Raw genomic sequence first — 17705 nt, 5'->3', positions numbered from 1 at the left:
GGGAATTTTTATGAGTGAAAAAGCATCGATTCATCGTTCGACTATGCCTTACACAGTGACCCGTCTCCAAGCAGAATTTGCAGCAGTCGGAATCGAAAAAGGGGACTCAATTATCTTTCATGCTTCGCTTTCGCAAGCAGGATGGGTTTGCGGCGGGGCAATTGCTGTGATTGATGCGCTGCAGTCGCTTTTGACAGAAGAGGGGACACTCGTGATGCCGGCTCAAACAGCTGGGCTTAGCGATCCAAAAGATTGGGAAAATCCGCCGGTTCCAGAAGAATGGTGGGATACAATTCAAGCTGAAACGCCCGTGTATGATAAAGATAGGACGCCAAGTGCCAATATGGGCGTCATTGCAGAGACGTTTCGAGCACTTAAAGATGTGAAGCGAAGCGAGCATCCATACTACTCCTTCACAGCGTGGGGCAAACATGCGGACTGGATTCTTGAAGGACAAACCTTAGAACATGGATTTGGGAAAAACTCGCCTCTTGGGAAACTTTACGAAATCGAAGCAAGCAAAATCATTTTGTTCGGCGTTGACAATGACAAAAATACATCGCTTCACTTGGCGGAAGAACTTTCGAGTAAAATTCCGCTTAAAACAGCCAATGCAGCTGTGATTGAAAATGGCAAACGCGTCAGAAAATACTATCAAGAAAAAGCCTATGACAGTGATCAATTCATCAAGGTGGGCGAGGCATATGAAAAGACGCATGGCGATCATAAACAAACAATCGCGCTTGCGCCTTCAAAAGTGTATAAAATGAAAGAAATAGTCGACTTTGCGGCTTCTTACTTTGACCGCTAAGCCTTTCTAATCGCTCGAAGTTCTTCGGCAAACATCTGCATTTCACGTGGGCTGAATGAAGATTTGCGATCAATCAGCTGATAAAGATCATGAAGCAGTTCGTAGTTTACTTGATCCGCTTCTAAGTGATCAAAAACCGAAGCATTGACCATTTTGAGCTTATCCGTAATTTGATTTAGCATAAAATTAACATTTTCTTGACTGGGCTGTTCCAAATTCATTTTTCTTCCCCTTTAATATAAGATATCTCCTATTGTATTTGGTCTTTCGGCATCTGTCGAGTAATACTCCTTTTCTTTTAATCAATGATTAAATTTTGAGCTTTTCTTTAAGTGCTTCGGTTAATGTTTGCGAAAAATTAATCCGTTCTTCTTCAGCAATTTGAGCTAAATATTCTGGAATCGTGACATTTTTTCGAATTGTTTTTGAATGATATTTTCTACGATAAGCTGCAAGATCAAGTCCGATCAAGGCTACTTCTTTGTCAGGAAATTGCCGTCTAACATCCTTGATCTCACTTGGTTTTGGAAAGTCATTTTTATCTTCAAGACTTAAACCAAGAACCTCTTCCGCCATTTCAAATGCTTGTTTAAGTGTTTCCCCTTGTGTCATGGCTTCTGGAATATCGGGAAATTTAATCAAAAAGAAAGAGCCATCTTCTTCAATCGTTGCCGGATATAAGACATTAATTGCCATGTTCCATCCTCCTTTAATCGTTAACGGTAGCTTTCATCGAAATTATTTCTGAGAAATAAGTCCAGCTTGCTTGAGTATACTTCGTTCAAGACCTTTTCCAAGTTCATTGTTGTGCATAGGTACTATCACAGTTTGCTTCGTAAAAGGGCTGTACATCTTCAAATGAATTCCATGCTGTACGACTTTGTGGAAACCGTTTCTATGAAGTAGTTTCACCATTTGTTTGGATGTCAGCGGAAATCGTTTCACCTCTTTCGATTTTATTATACGCATTTAATGCGCGTATGTCAAATCTAACACTGATCTTTTAATAGGGGAAGTGTGAGACAAGCGCAAAAATGAAGTGATCGAAATCGGATGACTTTTATATCTTTTAATGGTAGTATGTAGATTGCAATTATATGTTTGCTTATTCATCAGGGATGTTTAAAGGGAGGGGGAGAAGACTGTGTTTAAAAAAATACAAACCAATTATTTTTATCGCATTATTTCTTTTATTGTTCGGCAAATTAGCAAAAATGATGTTTCTGGAAATGCAGCTCAACTCGCCTATTACATGCTGTTCTCAATTTTTCCGATGCTTCTTATTGCGGCGACGCTACTTGCCTACTTGAATATTGACCGAGATTCAGTTTTTAATTTGATTCAAGAATTCGCGCCAAAAGAGATTATCAACTTTCTGGAATCTAATTTGGATTCGCTCTTGTCTAACCGAAACGGCGGTTTACTTTCAATCGGGATTATTGCAACGCTTTGGTCAGCTTCAAATGGCATGAATGCTGTGATGAAGGCACTGAACAAAGCTTATAATGTGACAGATCGACGCAATTATTTTATTCAGCGCTTTTTATCCATGGCTTTTACGCTCGCAATGATTGCTACAATTGGCGTTACACTTGTACTGCTTGTATTCGGACAGCAAATCGGAATTTTTATTTTTAATCACTTGCATGTTTCTAAGGAAGTCTTAGATTTCTGGAACAGTATTCGTTGGGTAATTACGGTTATCGTGATCTTCGTTGTGTTTGTATTTCTATACTGGGTTGCTCCTGCCAAGCGGACACATCTTTTCAGTGTCCTTCCCGGCGCAGTCTTTTCAACAGTCGGTTGGTCGGTTGCTTCGCTCGGTTTTGCTTTTTATGTAAATAATTTCGCAAACTATTCAGCGACATACGGCAGCATCGGTGTGATTATTATTTTGATGTTATGGTTTTATTTAACAGGGATTATTCTGATGATTGGCGGCGAATTGAACGCGGTTTTAGCGATATTGAAACAAAAACGAGCTGTCGGCGAAATTAACTAAGGAAAAGTGGGAATGGTAAACATTCTCACTTTTTTCGCATTTTCAGAGCCAATTGGCAAAGTTTGGGAAGCAAAGGATTTAAAAACCTCGGTATAATAGTAGTAAATGATAGAACAAGGGGGAAAAAAAAGATGATTCATCTCGTATACACCGATAATGCTGGAAAAAAAGGCGAGCACGTCCTTGATAAAATCAAACAAGGTACTAAAACAATGATTGTGCGCGGGGCGGCTGGTCGCAAAATTCCGCACAGCCGCGTTTTTGAAGGCGAAACCCTTTATTTTATGGAAAAAGGAACAACCGAGATAGCGGTTAAGGCAAAAGTAACGGCTGTTGAAAATTTGACAAAACTCAGCGACGAAGAAATTACTGATGCGCTTCATGTCAGACAAGAAAAACTCAATCTGACGGAAAAACAAATTCAGTGTTGGCATAAAAAATGTTTGTGCTTTGTCGAGTTTGATCATGTTGAAGAAATTGAGTCGCTCGAATTTGAACATCAAGGGACGATGGATGATTGGCTGATTATCGAGAAAATTGAAGATGTTCTTGTCGGATCTAGTATCCCGTATAACTATGAAAAATCACGCTTTAAATAAAAGAACCGCGCTCCGGCGCGGTTCTTTTATTCGTATTGATGAACTTCTTTTAATTTGGTTCGAATCTGCTGCATCACTTGATAAGCGTCTTCACTGTTCGTAATATCCAGTTCATCAATGTTAATGACGAGGGTGGCACTCTTATCATAGCTTTCAAACCAACTATCATAGCGGGCATGAAGTCGCTTGTAATATTCTAAAAGACTGGGATTCTCATTGATTTGCTCGTACGGACGGCCGCGCTGTTTAATGCGCTTAAGAACAGTATCGAGACTTCCTCTAAGGTAAATTAAGAGATCCGGCGATTTTTTTGGAAGCGAGCCAAGTTCTTCCATCATATTGTCGAGTAAATCAAGGTAGGTATCCATTTCAGGTGCCGAAATGTTGCCTTCCTCGTAGTTGATTTGAGTGAAGAGCGCATCTTCATAAATACTTCGGTCAAGCACGTTGTTTTGGTCGCGCAGTGCCGCTTTAATGCTGCGAAAACGCGTATTTAAAAAATAAATTTGAAGTGCAAAAGCCCAGCGTGCCTGATCAGCATAAAACATCTCTAAAATTCGATTATCTTGAATGCTTTCATAAAATGCCGTCGAATCAAGTTCGCGTGCGATCATTTCCGTGTAGCTGCTTTTGCCAGCTCCAATCATTCCTGCAAGTACAATCACGTTTTTTTCCATCCCTTTCACACAGGCCTCCTTTTCACCTTGGCCATACTTACCTATTATACTAAAAAGCGGTGACAAAACAACTATTTTTTGATAGTATGAATGAAGTATGAAACGGAGGAGAGGCAAGTGAATCGGACGGTCGTAGAAGTGGGACAGGAGTTTCCACTCAAAATTAAACGAATGGGAATAAACGGGGAGGGAATCGGTTATTACAAGCAAGCCGTAGTCTTTGTCCCAGGTGCCTTAACCGGTGAAGAAGTGATTGTCGAAGTAACGAAAACTCATAAAAATTATAACGAAGCATTTGTGAAAAAAATCCGTCGAAAGTCCGAGCTGCGCGTAGTGCCACCTTGCCCAATTTATGAAACTTGTGGTGGCTGTGAACTTCAACATCTGGCTTACAGCGGTCAGCTTGATTTGAAAAAAGACTTGCTGATCCAAGCACTTGAAAAGCATACGAATTTTAAGATTGAAAAGCTTAAAATCCGCGATACAATTGGGATGGACGAACCGTTTCGCTACCGGAATAAAAGTCAGTTCCAAGCGCGGATGCTTGACGGTCGGCTTAAAACCGGCTTATTCGGCGCAAATAGTCATGATCTTGTTCCGATTGAAGACTGTCTTGTTCAAGATCCGCGGACAGTCCGCATCACAAATGCTGTCCGCGATCACTTGAATGATCTTGGCATCAAAGCTTACAATGAACGAAAAAAAACCGGCGTTATCCGCACGATCGTTGTGCGCGTCGGCGTAGAGACTAAGGAAGTCCAACTGGTTCTTGTTACGACGCGCGAAAAATTCCATGGCAAGGAAGAGCTTGTTGCGCGGATTACGGCAGAGTTTCCTGAGATTGTCTCGTTGATGCAAAATATCAATCCAGATGAAACTTCTTTGATTTTTGGGGCGGATACAGTTCGGCTCGCAGGGAAAGACAAAATGACAGAGAAACTTATGGAACAGCAATTTGATCTCTCGGCTCGTGCTTTTTTCCAACTTAATCCAAGCCAAACAAATAAGCTTTACGCCGAAGTTCGGAATGCGCTCACGCTCACTGGAAATGAAAGTTTGGTTGACGCTTACTGCGGCGCGGGAACAATCGGGTTGTCGCTTGCGGAAGATGTACGTGAAGTACGCGGAATGGACACGGTTCGTGATGCGATTCTTGATGCGCAGGAAAATGCTTTGAAAAATGGTGTGGAGAATGCTGAATATGTTGTCGGAGCGGCTGAACAAGTCTTTTCTGACTGGCAAAAAGAGGGGTATAAACCAGATGCAGTGGTTGTCGATCCGCCGCGTGTCGGGCTAGATGATGAACTTCTCCGTGCGATTCTTTCTGCAAAACCAAAGCAACTCGTGTATGTCTCTTGTAACCCGTCTACGCTTGCAAGGGATTTAGCGGTGCTTGAAAAACGCTACCGGATTCGCTATCTGCAACCGATTGACATGTTCCCGATGACAGCGCAAGTTGAATGTGTGGTTAAGCTAACATTAAAATCTAATCCGAAACGAAATAAATAAACCAGAAACCTGAAGCCCGCTCAGCGCGCTTCAGATTTCTGGTTTTTTCTTGTTAATAGGCTGACGATCACTGCGATAACTAAGTTAGCAATTAACGGTAAGAAACCGATATTGATATCACTGATTGCAGTCGGTAGCTCTGGGAACAGTGTCGCAAGTGTCATGCTGTAATTGCTGATGAAAATCGTAATCAGGATACCGACAATCATTCCTGCAACAGCTCCTTGTTTCGTCAATGGGTTTTTCGTAAATATGCTCGCAAACAGTGCTGGCGCAAGCTGGACAATCAAGCTGTATCCGACTTGAAGGATTGCAGCTAGCGCTTCGCCGCCTTGGAAAACAAAAAGACAAGCTAACAAGCCGAGAATCGGCACAAACAGTTTAGAAACGAAAGCCACTTTCGCATCGCGCGGATTTTTACTTAACCCGAACCAGATGTTTTTAGAAACAAGGGTGCTTGCGGATAACAATAGCATTGCCCCCGGAACGAGTGCCGTGAGCATGCCGGCGGCTCCGATAATCCCAACGAAAAACGGATTGAAACTTTGAATAGCAAGCTTGATTAACGCTAGATCGCTGTCAGTTCCGGTTAAGCCTGGTACTTGCAGGACAGCAGTGAAGCCGATCAAAATGACAAACACAAGCATTAATGTGTAAAGCGGACTAATGATCGCGTTTTTCCGAAAAGTATCTGCATTCTTTGCCGTGAAAGTAGAAGCGAAAACTTGTGGCCATAAATAAAAGCCGAGAACGTAAAATAAGACCGTGCTAATGAACCACGTGACGCTGTATGTTGATTTTGGAAAGGTTAAAAGTTCGGGCTTAACAGCTTCAACTTGACGGAACAACTCGCCAAAGCTGCCGTAATAATGTAGCGGCAAGTAAATGCCCATAAAGACAATCACAAATAGGATCATTAAATCTTTTAGAACGGCAATCCATGCCGCACCGCGAATCCCAGAAATAACAGAATATAAAATGATGGCAGCTGTGCCGATTAAAATGGCCGTATTCATTGGGATGCGTCCGTAAGAAGTGAGTGACACGATGATACCAAGTCCTTTTAGCTGAATGACAATAATAGGGATCATTGCGATGACACCAATTAGGGCAACAAGGATACCAAGTCCGCGACTCTCATATTTTTTAGCGAAAAAATCAGATTGCGAAACAAGTCGATGCTGATGGGCGTATTTCCAGATTAGCGGCAAAAGAAAATAGGAAGTGACATAGGATAAGGCAATATAGACCATAACATAGATTGCAGAAATCCCTTTAGAATAGGCCCAGCCGCTTCCGCCGAGAAATGAAAATGTTGTATATACTTCGCCGGCTGTAAGCAGAAAGACGAAAATCGTGTTAAAGCTACGATTACCGACTGTCCAATTTTGAAGCGTCATTTGTTGTCTGCGGCGTGCAAGGAGCGCCAAGATGATCGTTAAAATGAAAAAAGCCGACATTACAAAAAGTGCAGTCACGCGCGTTCATCTCCTTTTTTCTTCTCAAGATGATAGACGAGGAAAAGAGAAAGTGAAGCGAGAAGCGTCCCAAGTACAATCCAAAAAAAGTACGAATGGGAAACCAAAGACCTGCGGATGGATTCGATTTGCCAAGGGAATTCCTCCGAGAATAAACAGGAAAGGCACTAGCAAAATCAGTTTTTTCATGATTAAGTCCCCTTATTTTTTGATTTTTACTGAAAAAGTGCCCAAACAATAATACCGTAGAAAATAAGCAGGCCAGTGATGACGGATAAGGTGATTTTGAGCAGCAGTTTTTTGTTTGATGAGTTTTTGGTCGTCATGATGAATAGAACTCCTCTCGTTTTTGTCTATAGAATAGATTAACACAGAAATGGGACGAATGTTAAGGAAATTGACAGGGAAAAGGGGTTTTTACGACTAATGTAGTGTTTTTGACTGTATATCTGAAAAAGCATCCAAAATCTGATTTTGGATGCTTTCCATTTCCTTTTTAGCCAAGCACTTTTACAACCGCATCTCGAAGTAGCTCAGCAGCCCCGTCTCCAGCGCGATCATCATAGTACGCTGTAAAACGCGGATCTTCGACATACATGTTTGCAAGCCCAATGTGTGCCTCTTTGGAGTACTCCGGCCAGAAGTAGCTTAACCATTCTTTATGCACATTTACGGCTAATTCGACGAGCTCATCGGTTGCTTCGATTTGCATCTCCTTCAAAATCGCAAACAGTTTGTCATTCAGTGCCGTTACATGTGCATAATCAGCTTCCGACATGCCTTTTACCTTTTTATTGCTCCTTTCGATTTCTTTTTCGCCATATTTCTCGCGTAGTTCTTCTCCATATTTTTCTTCATTTTGCTCCACAAGTTCATCCTTAAATGCAGCAAACTTTTCTTTGTCTGTCATCGTAATCGTTCCTTTCTCTGCTTCGATTGTTTGTTCAACTGTTTCAATCAAACGTTCCAATCGCTTTTGTTTTTGGAGGAGTTGTGCGTGATGTGTAAGTAGCGCTTTTTGCGCATCGAACTCGGGATTCAGCACAATTTCCTTAATTTCTGGAAGACCGAGCTCCATTTCGCGATAAAATAAAATCTGCTGAAGTAAATTGACTTGCTTCTCCCCATAAATTCGATACCCGTTTGACCGAACTCTTGCCGGCGTTAAAAGTCCGATTTGGTCGTAATACCGAAGCGTTCGCGTGCTCACCCCCGCTAGTTTTGCGAAACTTTGAATCGTATATTCCACAAAAACCACCTCCTTGCTTTCAAGTTTAAACCTTTACGTAACGTCAAAGTCAAGCTGTTTATGTGACAAGTTTCTTTCGAAAATGTAAGCTGCTTGTTCCAGATAAGTCCTTTTCTTTGCATGTCCAATCTGCTAAACTATTAGAAGAATCATCGTAAAGGGGGCGGGGGAAAGGCATGCAAAAAAAAGCGGTTAAAATACATAATGATTAGTTTTCCGCTGCTTTACCTCAGTTATGGCATTTTCCTCGCCATGCGATTTGGAAGCCGAGCTGAGTTCATTAACTCCGTCGTTAACGGATTATTTTTACTGATTATTACTATTATACTCATAAAGATGGCGCAGCTCAAAACCGGACTGGACTTCATCTGGTTTGCTTGTTTCATCCTTTATATATTTGTTTTGCACCATCTGGTTACCTATATTTCGGCAGGGGACTTCGCAAGTAGCACCTACACCGGAAAGTTTCACATACAAACAGAACTGATTAACCTCGAACCGTTCACAACGATCGAAAACACCTTTAGACAAACTTTGCCGAGCATGCCGACGATTGTTCAGATCATCGGGAATGCCTTAATGCTTGCACCGCTGTCTTTTTTTTCTGCTTTATTTCAAAGTGGTAAAACGCGGCAGTATCGCTCTTTTCATTGTCTTTTTGACTTCATGCGGTATCGAAGTGGTCCAACTCATTCAAACAACGCTCGTGACAGGATTCAGCGGAATGACACTTCCGTCTGGGCGTTCAACAGATATTGATGATATTATCTTAAACACATTAAGCGGCTCGCTTGGAGTTTTGATTATTTATTTGATACCGAACTTCCGTAAACGGATTGGTCGTAAAAAACGAAGATAACTCGCGATTCGCGAATAGGGGGATGAAAATGAAGGGAAAATTGCTTCAAGCCTATGATTTTTTTCAAAGAAATAGTAAAGTCGTAAAAATCGTCTTTGTTTCGCTTATCATGATTTTTGTTGTTTATGAAGTGGTGAACATTGCGACAACAATTGACTACAAAGTATTAAAAGAAAATATGACTGCGCAAAGTCCAGAAAACATTCTCTTGATGCTTATTGTTGGACTCGTTGCAGTCACGCCGATGCTCGTCTATGATTTTGTCATCGTGAAACTTTTGCCGGGCAAATTTTCAACGATGCATGTTGTTTCGTCAGGATGGATTACAAATACCTTTACCAATATCGGCGGTTTTGGCGGTGTGCTTGGTGCTTCACTGCGCGCAAGTTTTTACGGCAAAAATGCGTCGCACAAGGAAATCTTGCTTGCTATTTCTAAAATTGCGTTGTTTCTTGTTTCCGGTCTTTCGATCTATTGCTTGATTGGACTTGCAACATTGCCGATTCCGGGATTCGCCGACCATTTCCGCAACTACTGGCCGTGGCTTCTTGGCGGCGGACTTTATTTTCCCATTTTATTTGCTGTTACCAAATGGAAAAGCAAGTCGCTGTTTGAAGATTTGCCGCTAAAGCGTGAACTCTCGCTAATTGCCGGTTCACTGCTTGAATGGGGCTTTGCATTCGGTTGCTTCATCATCATCGGTTTTTTGATGAACGAACCAGTTGATTTGATGAAAGTGTTTCCGCTATTTGTGATTGCGTCTGTCATTGGGATTGTGTCAATGGTTCCGGGCGGAGTAGGGACTTTCGATCTTGTCATGCTTTACGGTCTTGGCCAACTTGGCGTGTCAGAAGAACTGGCAATCGTTTGGCTATTGTTTTACCGCATTTTCTATTATATTATCCCATTTCTTGCCGGAATCCTATTTTTCATTCAAAAAGCAGGCAAACGTTTCAATGACTATCTGGAAAACCTGCCGTTTCTGTTTCTGCAAAAAGTGGCGCATCGTTTTCTTGTATTATTCGTCTATTTCAGCGGCTTGATGCTAATTCTTTCATCCGTTCTGCCGTTTGCGATTTATCACGTTCCATTTCTCTACAAGCTGATGCCGTTTAGCTTCTTGTTTATTTCTCAAGTGACAAACGTTGCGTTCGGTTTCCTCTTGCTTGGCCTTGGCAGAAGTATCGAAAGCAAGACCAAAAAAGCCTATATTGCGACCGTAATCGTGCTTGGCTGTGCAATTTTCAATACACTGGCGCGCGTATTTTCAATCAAACAAGCGATTTTCCTTGGAATCGTTCTGCTCTGTGTATTCCTTGCTCGTAAAGAATTTTACCGTGAAAAATTTGTGTACACGTGGAGCAAAATCATTTTCGACGCGATTATCTTTGTCGTCTGCCTAGTAGGCTATGTCATTATCGGCATTTACAACTCGCCGAAAATAGCGCACAAAAAAGCGATTCCTGAATATCTCGAAATCGCATCCGAACACATTTGGCTGACCGGCTTTATCGGCATGCTGATTGCCGTCATCTGCCTCATTGCCATCTACATTTACCTGTCGCAAACACCGCGATCATTCGGCGCACCGTTTGAAGAAGTCAAAGTTCGTGAGCATCTTGCCAAATGGGGCGGTAATGAAGTCAGCCATACTATTTTCCTGCGCGACAAGTTACTCTTTTGGGCACAAGACGGCGATGTACTGTTTGCTTTCCGAATCATTGCTGACAAAATGGTAATCATGGGTGAACCAGTTGGCGATCAAACGAAGATCAACGCAGCCATACTTGAGCTAATGGAAAAAGCTGACCGTTTCGGCTACAAACCCGTTTTCTATGAAGTCCAAGGAGATATGCTTCCTTACCTTCATGAAATGGGCTTCGACTTTATCAAACTTGGCGAAGAAGGCTATGTGGACGTGACGGATTTCTCTCTTTCAGGGAAGAAGAAAAAAGGAGAGCGGGCGCTGATGAACAAGTTCGAGCGCGAAGGATTCAGCTTTGAAATTTTGACCCCACCTTACAGTTCAGAAACATGGAAAACGCTGCGCAGCCTTTCGGATGAATGGCTTGACGGCAGAACAGAAAAAGGATTCTCACTTGGATTTTTCGATGAGTATTATCTTGATCAAGCAGGCATCGCTGTTGCAAAAAATCCAGAAGGTGAGATCATTGCTTTTGCCTCCATCATGCCAGCTTATAATGACGAACTGACTTCGATTGATTTAATGCGCTATGGTAAAGAAGCTCCGTCCGGCATCATGGACTTCTTGTTCATCAAGCTGTTTGAACAAGCAAAAGAAGACGGCTATAAAACCTTTAATATGGGGATGGCGCCGCTTGCAAATGTCGGTGAATCACAGTACGCGTTTCTCGGCGAACGCCTTGCCGGTCTTGTTTACCGCTACAGCCAAGGTTTCTATGGCTTTAAAGGATTGAGAAACTATAAAGCAAAATATGTGACTAATTGGGTTCAAAAATTTGTTGCTTACCGAAAACGGAGCTCAATTGCTTTCACAATGCTACAACTCATGCTTCTTGTCGGCAAAAAACGACCGCTTAAAAAAGGACAAATCTTGCTTGAAGTACCGCTTTCAGAATCTGATCTTCAACCTGAAAAAGCAGAAGAAGAAAAAGAACAATCCTAATAAATATGAAAAAGAGTGTGAGGTTTTACCTTGCACTCTTTTTCATGCAAATTATGCAGAGATTCAAACAAGTTATGCAAAAAAACTACTGTGATCAAACGACGATTGATAGACTGAAATGGGAATCGACATGTGTTTAAATTCATTGAATTGAAACCGTTTCCTTTTTGAAATTTCCGATCAAGAAAGGGAGGATTACAGTGAAAAAGAAAATTGGAGTTACACTTGGATGGACTGCTTTTTTGGGAGCGATGATGCTTTTTCCATCGATCAGTTTTGCTGCAAGCGAAGAACCATCTTATGGAATCAATATCCAGCAAGTTATTTTTTGGATTACTGCTGCAACCGTTACCATTGCAGCAGCCTTACTTATTCTTTCGATTTATCGCATGATCAAATTAAAAAAAACCAGAAAAATCTGGTGGTCCATTATGGCGTTGCTGCTTGTTGTCGTTGTGACAATAAGCATTGCCGTTAACAGTTTTGCTCTCATAGCCAATACATATATGTCAAAATCACAAATTGATGAAACAAAAGTAGAACAAGCACGTGGTGATGCGAAGCTATTGACGAGACAAATGGAAGCAGAAGGAATCGTCATGCTCGAGAATAAGAAAAATATCTTGCCACTTCAAAAAGGGAATGTCAATGTATTCGGCTATAGTTCTCGTGCAGTTGTCTACGGAGGATCTGGTTCTGGCGGCGGAAAAGAATTTGATAATATCACGTTGCAACAGGGGTTAAAAAACGCAGGTTTTAAACCTAACCCTAAGCTAACTAAATTTTACGATAAACGCTATGTTCCGCGTGAGAAAGTAAACATTCATAAACTAGTCGGCGGAGATTTTAACAGTCATGAGCCGAAAACATCAGAATACAGCTCAGAACTTTTGAAGAGTGCAAGGGATTACAGCGACACAGCACTTGTTGTTTTTTCGCGCAATAGCGGAGAAGGTGCCGATATCGCAACCGATATGGAAGGCTATGCGGGCGGTACAAAAGGGAAACACTATCTTGAACTCACAAAAAATGAAGAAGCAATGCTTGAAATGGTCAAAACGAACTTCAAAAAAGTGGTCATTCTCGTGAATTCTTCTTATCCGATGGAGCTCGGTTTTTTGAAAGATGACAAGATTCAAGCTGCACTTTGGATCGGAAATCCCGGTTCAACAGGATTTGATGCGGTCGGAAGCGTCTTAAATGGCGAAACAAACCCGTCTGGACGTTTGGTGGATACCTATGCATATGATGCAACCAGTGCACCGTCGTATTATAATATTGGTGAATTTCCCTATAAAAATTCAACATTTAAAGATGGTGATAACACATGGCATTACAAATATATCGATTATGCAGAAGGGATATATGTCGGCTATCGTTATTATGAAACACGTTACGTTGACAACAAAACGGGGAAAGTAAACGAAGCAGCTTACCAAAAGTCGGTTCAGTATCCGTTCGGTTATGGACTTTCATACAGTCGCTTTTCCCAAAAAATTGTCGACTACAAAGCAGATAACAAAACGATTACGCTTAAAGCAGCTGTGAAAAATGAAGGAACGATGGCGGGGAAAGAGGTTGCCCAAGTATACTTTACACCGCCTTATTCACCTGGCGGAATTGAAAAACCCCACGTCGTACTGGCTGACTTCGGAAAGACAAAACTGCTCAAGCCGGGTGAAACAGAGATACTTACATTAAAAATAAACGTGGAAGATATGGCAAGCTATGACGATCAGCATGAAAAAGCATATTTACTTGAAAAAGGGGACTATCAGATCAAGTTGATGAATAACGCTCACGACTTGCTTGATCAAAAAGAGTATCAAGTACCAAAAACAATCATATATGGTCAAACAAATAAACGAAAAACTGATCAAATCGCTGCAACCAACCAATTTGATGATTCGCGCGGCGACGTGAAATATGTATCGCGTGCTGACTGGGAAGGAACGCTTCCAAAACAAGTTGCAAAGCCGAAAGAGGCCTCGAAAAAAATGCTGCAGGAATTAAAAGACTTCTCGGTGCATGTGGATAAAAACGCGAAACCAATCAAATTTAAAGATCATGGATTATCGCTTTATGACTTAAAAGGACTCGATTATGATGATCCGAAGTGGGAAAAACTGTTAGAACAGTTATCAGTAAAAGATATGAACAATTTGATTTCCTATGGCGGCTTTCAAACTGTTGCAGTCAATTCAGTGAAAAAACCCGCCACAATTGATAGCGACGGTCCGGCTGGTATTAATCAACTTGTGAGCGGAGCACAAGGGAACCAATATGCGAGTGAAGTAGTCATGGCTTCAACCTGGAACAAACAACTTGCAGAAGAAGTGGGGGAATCCCTTGGCGTAGAAGCAAAAGCATCGAATATTACTGGACTGTATTTGCCAGGCGTCAACCTGCACCGTTCACCGTTTGCAGGCCGAAACTTTGAATACTATTCCGAGGACCCTATTTTGTCCGGTGAGATCGGTAAAAGTGTTGCTGTTGGAGCGCAGAAAAAAGGAAGCTACACTTTTATGAAACATTTTGCGATGTACGATCAGGAAACGAAGCGCTATGAGTATCCAACCGGAGCCACAACATGGGCAACAGAACAATCGATGCGCGAGGTCTATTTAAAACCTTTTGAAATAGCCGTTAAAGAAGGACATATTAGCGGAATTATGTCGTCTTATAATAGACTTGGCACAACATGGGTCGGTGTTTCTAAAAATCTGCTAAAGACCGTGTTACGAGACGAATGGGGCTTCAAAGGAACCGTAATTACCGACTTCTATAAACCACAATATATGAATGTCGATGAAGGACTTGCTGCTGGTAATGATTTAGTTCTCTATGTCATGCCGATCAAACTGAAAAAAGAGACAACCGAGACGAATTGGGGTCAACAAAACATGCGCACGGCGAGTCATAATATTTTGTATACCGTTGTTAACAGTCATGCCTATGATGTAGTAGAACGGAGTATCCCAACTTGGGTGATTCTGTATACCGTTGTTAACAGTCATGCCTATGATGTAGTAGAACGGAGTATCCCAACTTGGGTGATTCTGTATGCCATTGGAGATTTGCTTCTTCTGACTTTCATCGGATATATGATGTACCGACTTACTAACAGCAAGAAATCAAAGCGCAAGAAAAAAAAGAAAACAAACTGCTTTATTATGAAAGAAAAGTCCAGCCGAGATTAGCGGCTGGACTTTTTAATTTTTCCGAGCAAATCGATTGGCTAGGCGGATTCCAAAGAGTTTTCCAGCTTTTCTGGACGGATTTTCAATAAAAGTGTAAAAAAGCTGTCCTAAAAGCAGAATCAATCCGAAACTTGTCAGAAAAAGCCAGATCATACTGCTTTCACTCGAATATACATAGCGAATGAATGGAATAAAGATGACAGCATGAAGCAGATAAATGCTGAAAGAAATTTCGCCTAAGCACCTGAGTAAAGGGCGTTCCAATTGATTTTGCAAAGCCGTGCAGCGAATACAAAAAATTAAGAATCCTAGTAATCCCATTTCAATTAAAAAATCCGAGAAGATCGGCGGAAGCGAGCTAGCCGAATAAAAATTGTAGAACAGTAAAATACCATAACTAAGCAATGAAGTTGTATAGATAAAGGGGAGACGTGCAATGGTTGCTTGAGCAGGTGGACGTTTAATAAAAGTTTCATAAATTAAGATTCCTAAAATAAATGGCGCTATATGGAAAACGCTTTGCCCAATTAAGTATTTTTGCCCGAAAACAAAGAGGATAAGTGAGCCAAAAAAAATAGACAGTTGCTAAGCAGATAAGACAAGAACGAACTCCGTTTTTTCGGAAAAAGAAATAAAGAAACGGAAAAATAATGGAAATCCTCAGTTCTACAATTAATGACCAAATAACAGGGTCAAGTTGGTCAATTGACTCGCCATTCATAAAAATGTTTTGAAACAAAATCGTAAGGTTCGTGGCCTGCGTCCCAACACTGTTGAACCAATCAGACAAAGAATGAATCCGCTGATACGGAGTTACATTAAACAGTAAAAAAGCAAGGATAGTTACAACGAAAAACGGAAGATAAATTCTGAAATAACGTTTGATAAGATAATCCACATAGTCTGCTGCAGATAATTTTTGAACTCGGTCAAGCACCAAGCTTAAGACAATGCCGCTCAAGATAAAAAACAGCAGAACAGAACATCTACCTAAATAAAGATTATGGATGAAAACTCGATACGAAAGCTGTTCTGGCAGCGAACCTAAAAAATGTGTAAAAACAACGATAAGAGCGGCAACGCCCCGAAGCGAATCTAAAAAGTAAAGCCGTTTTTTCATAGCTGGTTAGTCCCTCGCTTTAATAAATATAGGAGCAGAAAACCTTTCAAGACCAATTCGCTACACAAGACTGCACGTGTGGATGGCTATGTCGATTTCCTAAAATATGTGAGTAAGTATAGCATACTAAAATACACTTTTTTTTATTTCACTATAATAAATTTCAACAGAAAAAGTGAAAAGACATAAAATAGACAATTTTAATGAATGTGTAAGTAAAATCTAGAATATTCAAAAAGAATGAACATCAAAAAAACAAACATTCCATCAAAGAATGTCTGTCTTATGCTTTTAGGCTAGCGGTATTAAAATTTTAAGAGTAAACCAATTTTCTTTCTGATTGATTGTCATTACGCCATGATATTTTTCAGCGATATAGGAAATGCTCTTAAGTCCATAACCATGCGCATCTTGATTTTGCTTTGTTGTCTTTGGCAATCCTTCATGAAGAGCAAGAGGCACAGTTGAATAGTTGTCAATCCGAATAACAAGAAATTGCGCACTTTGAACCACATTCAGCTTAATCAGCCGTTTTTCAGTATCCTCTTGCTGCATGACCGATTCAATCGCATTATCAAGCGCATTTCCAAATAAACTGCAAAGATCCATCGTCTCAATAAAATCTAGCAACTTTCCGTTAACAATACAACTGAAAGTAATCTGATGACTCAAACAATATGCATTTTTTTGCGTTAAAATCGTATCTAAAATTCCATTTCCTGTCGAAATATTTGCTTCAAAATTTGCAATCGTTTCAGCCATGTCATCTAAATATTTTTCTCGAGCAACGCGATCGCTTTCAAACCGCAAAGCATTAATTTGATGTTTTAAATCATGCGTTTTCTGCTGAATAGCTGAACTGCTTTCTTTATAGCGGACATATTGCGTGTACTGCGTCTCAAATAAATGATTAATCGCTACAAGTTCCTCTTTTAAAAAGTATTCGTAACGCTGATTTTCATGGATGTACAGTATACAAATACCCGTCAAATTGACAAGTGTACGGATGAAAAAAAGCGAAAAGCTATCTCCGAATTGATGATCCGTTGTAAGTAAGCCGAAACCGATATTGCTGGTTGTAAAAACAATACTCGCTGTGAGCACGCCGATAAAAGCGTCTCTCGACCTCACTGCAACGGGTCTGCCATGTCCAATTTTGCGTTCTAAAAGAAAAAGACCGCTATAAATGAACAAAAAGCAGATGATTACAACTAGAAGCGAAAGAAACGAAAAGCTCTCATCCGGTTTCCAAAAAAGAAGATAATAAAGCTGCCATGAAAATGCGGCAGTAAACTCTGCAACAATAAATGCTTTAGCAGATAAATAAATAGTCTTTCTTACCGAATGCCTTCCAATTAAAAAAAATGGTCAAAAACATCCATAAAATATTGAGAAGCATTCCAGGAATCCAAAAAGGAAGCGGCCATGTTCCGACTAAGTGCTGTAAGAAAGCTTGGATAAGCAGGGCTAAAAACAGTTCGCAGCTTATGAGAACCCGGTTGCGATCTTTCAAGAGCGGCAATAAAAGAATGAGGCAAGCTAACCATTCAGAAA

Annotated in this window: 13 protein-coding genes and 2 pseudogenes; 7 read left to right on the top strand and 8 right to left on the bottom strand. The window is 40.9% G+C overall.

Annotation, left to right across the window (positions count from 1 at the left end; translation table 11 throughout):
- Positions 1–10 precede the first annotated feature (10 nt).
- Positions 11–811: an AAC(3) family N-acetyltransferase gene (locus tag MFLO_RS09850; RefSeq protein ID WP_036097791.1), complete on the top strand. Its 801-nt coding sequence runs from the start codon at positions 11–13 to the stop codon at positions 809–811.
- Here the strand turns inward: MFLO_RS09850 and MFLO_RS09845 are convergent.
- The 3 genes from MFLO_RS09845 to MFLO_RS09835 all read right to left on the bottom strand — a co-directional run bounded on the left by MFLO_RS09845 (position 808) and on the right by MFLO_RS09835 (position 1726).
- The gene (locus MFLO_RS09845; RefSeq protein ID WP_036097790.1) at positions 808–1032 is read right to left on the bottom strand and encodes a DUF1128 domain-containing protein; all 225 of its coding nucleotides are present in this window, start codon (positions 1030–1032) and stop codon (positions 808–810) included. The genes MFLO_RS09850 and MFLO_RS09845 overlap by 4 nt on opposite strands.
- 88 nt (positions 1033–1120) lie before the next feature.
- The gene (locus tag MFLO_RS09840; RefSeq protein ID WP_036097789.1) at positions 1121–1507 is read right to left on the bottom strand and encodes a type II toxin-antitoxin system HicB family antitoxin; all 387 of its coding nucleotides are present in this window, start codon (positions 1505–1507) and stop codon (positions 1121–1123) included.
- Positions 1508–1549: 42 nt separating this feature from the next.
- Complete coding sequence (locus MFLO_RS09835; protein ID WP_036097788.1) at positions 1550–1726, bottom strand: type II toxin-antitoxin system HicA family toxin; 177 nt, start codon at positions 1724–1726, stop codon at positions 1550–1552.
- Between the two features lie 241 nt (positions 1727–1967).
- Between MFLO_RS09835 and MFLO_RS09830 the strand changes: the two genes are divergently transcribed.
- Complete coding sequence (locus MFLO_RS09830) at positions 1968–2813, top strand: YihY/virulence factor BrkB family protein (RefSeq protein ID WP_420912533.1); 846 nt, start codon at positions 1968–1970, stop codon at positions 2811–2813.
- A 131-nt stretch (positions 2814–2944) separates the two neighbouring features.
- Positions 2945–3412, top strand: a complete 468-nt coding sequence (locus MFLO_RS09825; protein WP_036097785.1) for a hypothetical protein — start codon at positions 2945–2947, stop codon at positions 3410–3412.
- Between the two features lie 26 nt (positions 3413–3438).
- Here the strand turns inward: MFLO_RS09825 and MFLO_RS09820 are convergent, their stop codons facing one another.
- On the bottom strand, positions 3439–4089 hold the full coding sequence (locus MFLO_RS09820) for a deoxynucleoside kinase (RefSeq protein WP_420912532.1): 651 nt from the start codon (positions 4087–4089) through the stop codon (positions 3439–3441).
- A gap of 117 nt (positions 4090–4206) precedes the next feature.
- Between MFLO_RS09820 and rlmD the strand changes: the two genes are divergently transcribed.
- A complete protein-coding gene (gene rlmD / locus MFLO_RS09815; RefSeq protein ID WP_036097783.1) occupies positions 4207–5598 on the top strand; it encodes a 23S rRNA (uracil(1939)-C(5))-methyltransferase RlmD in 1392 nt (463 codons plus the stop codon).
- 20 nt (positions 5599–5618) lie between these two features.
- Here rlmD and MFLO_RS09810 read toward each other — a convergent pair whose 3' ends face one another.
- Together MFLO_RS09810 and MFLO_RS09805 are read right to left on the bottom strand one after the other, a co-directional pair.
- Positions 5619–7076 carry a sodium:solute symporter family protein gene (locus tag MFLO_RS09810; RefSeq protein ID WP_036097781.1) on the bottom strand — a complete coding sequence of 486 codons (1458 nt, stop codon included), beginning with the start codon at positions 7074–7076 and terminating at the stop codon, positions 5619–5621.
- A 496-nt stretch (positions 7077–7572) separates the two neighbouring features.
- Positions 7573–8325 (bottom strand): MerR family transcriptional regulator, encoded by a 753-nt coding sequence (locus MFLO_RS09805; protein WP_036097780.1) that lies wholly within the window; start codon positions 8323–8325, stop codon positions 7573–7575.
- A 204-nt stretch (positions 8326–8529) separates the two neighbouring features.
- Here MFLO_RS09805 and MFLO_RS17030 point away from each other — a divergent pair.
- The 3 genes and pseudogenes from MFLO_RS17030 (at position 8530) to MFLO_RS09790 (ending at position 15031) form a co-directional block, all read left to right on the top strand.
- Positions 8530–9184: pseudogene (locus MFLO_RS17030) on the top strand (VanZ family protein).
- Between the two features lie 28 nt (positions 9185–9212).
- A complete protein-coding gene (mprF, locus tag MFLO_RS09795) occupies positions 9213–11831 on the top strand; it encodes a bifunctional lysylphosphatidylglycerol flippase/synthetase MprF (protein ID WP_036097779.1) in 2619 nt (872 codons plus the stop codon).
- Positions 11832–12031: 200 nt separating this feature from the next.
- A complete protein-coding gene (locus MFLO_RS09790) occupies positions 12032–15031 on the top strand; it encodes a glycoside hydrolase family 3 protein (protein WP_206538331.1) in 3000 nt (999 codons plus the stop codon).
- Positions 15032–15043: 12 nt separating this feature from the next.
- On the opposite strand, the pseudogene MFLO_RS17025 reads toward MFLO_RS09790, so the two are convergent.
- Both MFLO_RS17025 and MFLO_RS16040 read right to left on the bottom strand, forming a co-directional pair.
- A pseudogene (locus MFLO_RS17025) lies at positions 15044–16151 on the bottom strand (acyltransferase family protein).
- A 291-nt stretch (positions 16152–16442) separates the two neighbouring features.
- Complete coding sequence (locus MFLO_RS16040) at positions 16443–17282, bottom strand: ATP-binding protein (protein WP_206538330.1); 840 nt, start codon at positions 17280–17282, stop codon at positions 16443–16445.
- Positions 17283–17705 lie beyond the last annotated feature (423 nt).

This window comes from Listeria floridensis FSL S10-1187 (assembly GCF_000525875.1).
GTDB classification, from domain to species: Bacteria; Bacillota; Bacilli; order Lactobacillales; family Listeriaceae; genus Listeria; species Listeria floridensis.
The sequence above is the reverse complement of the archived record's forward strand: the minus strand, read 5'-3'. Positions and strand labels throughout refer to the sequence as shown.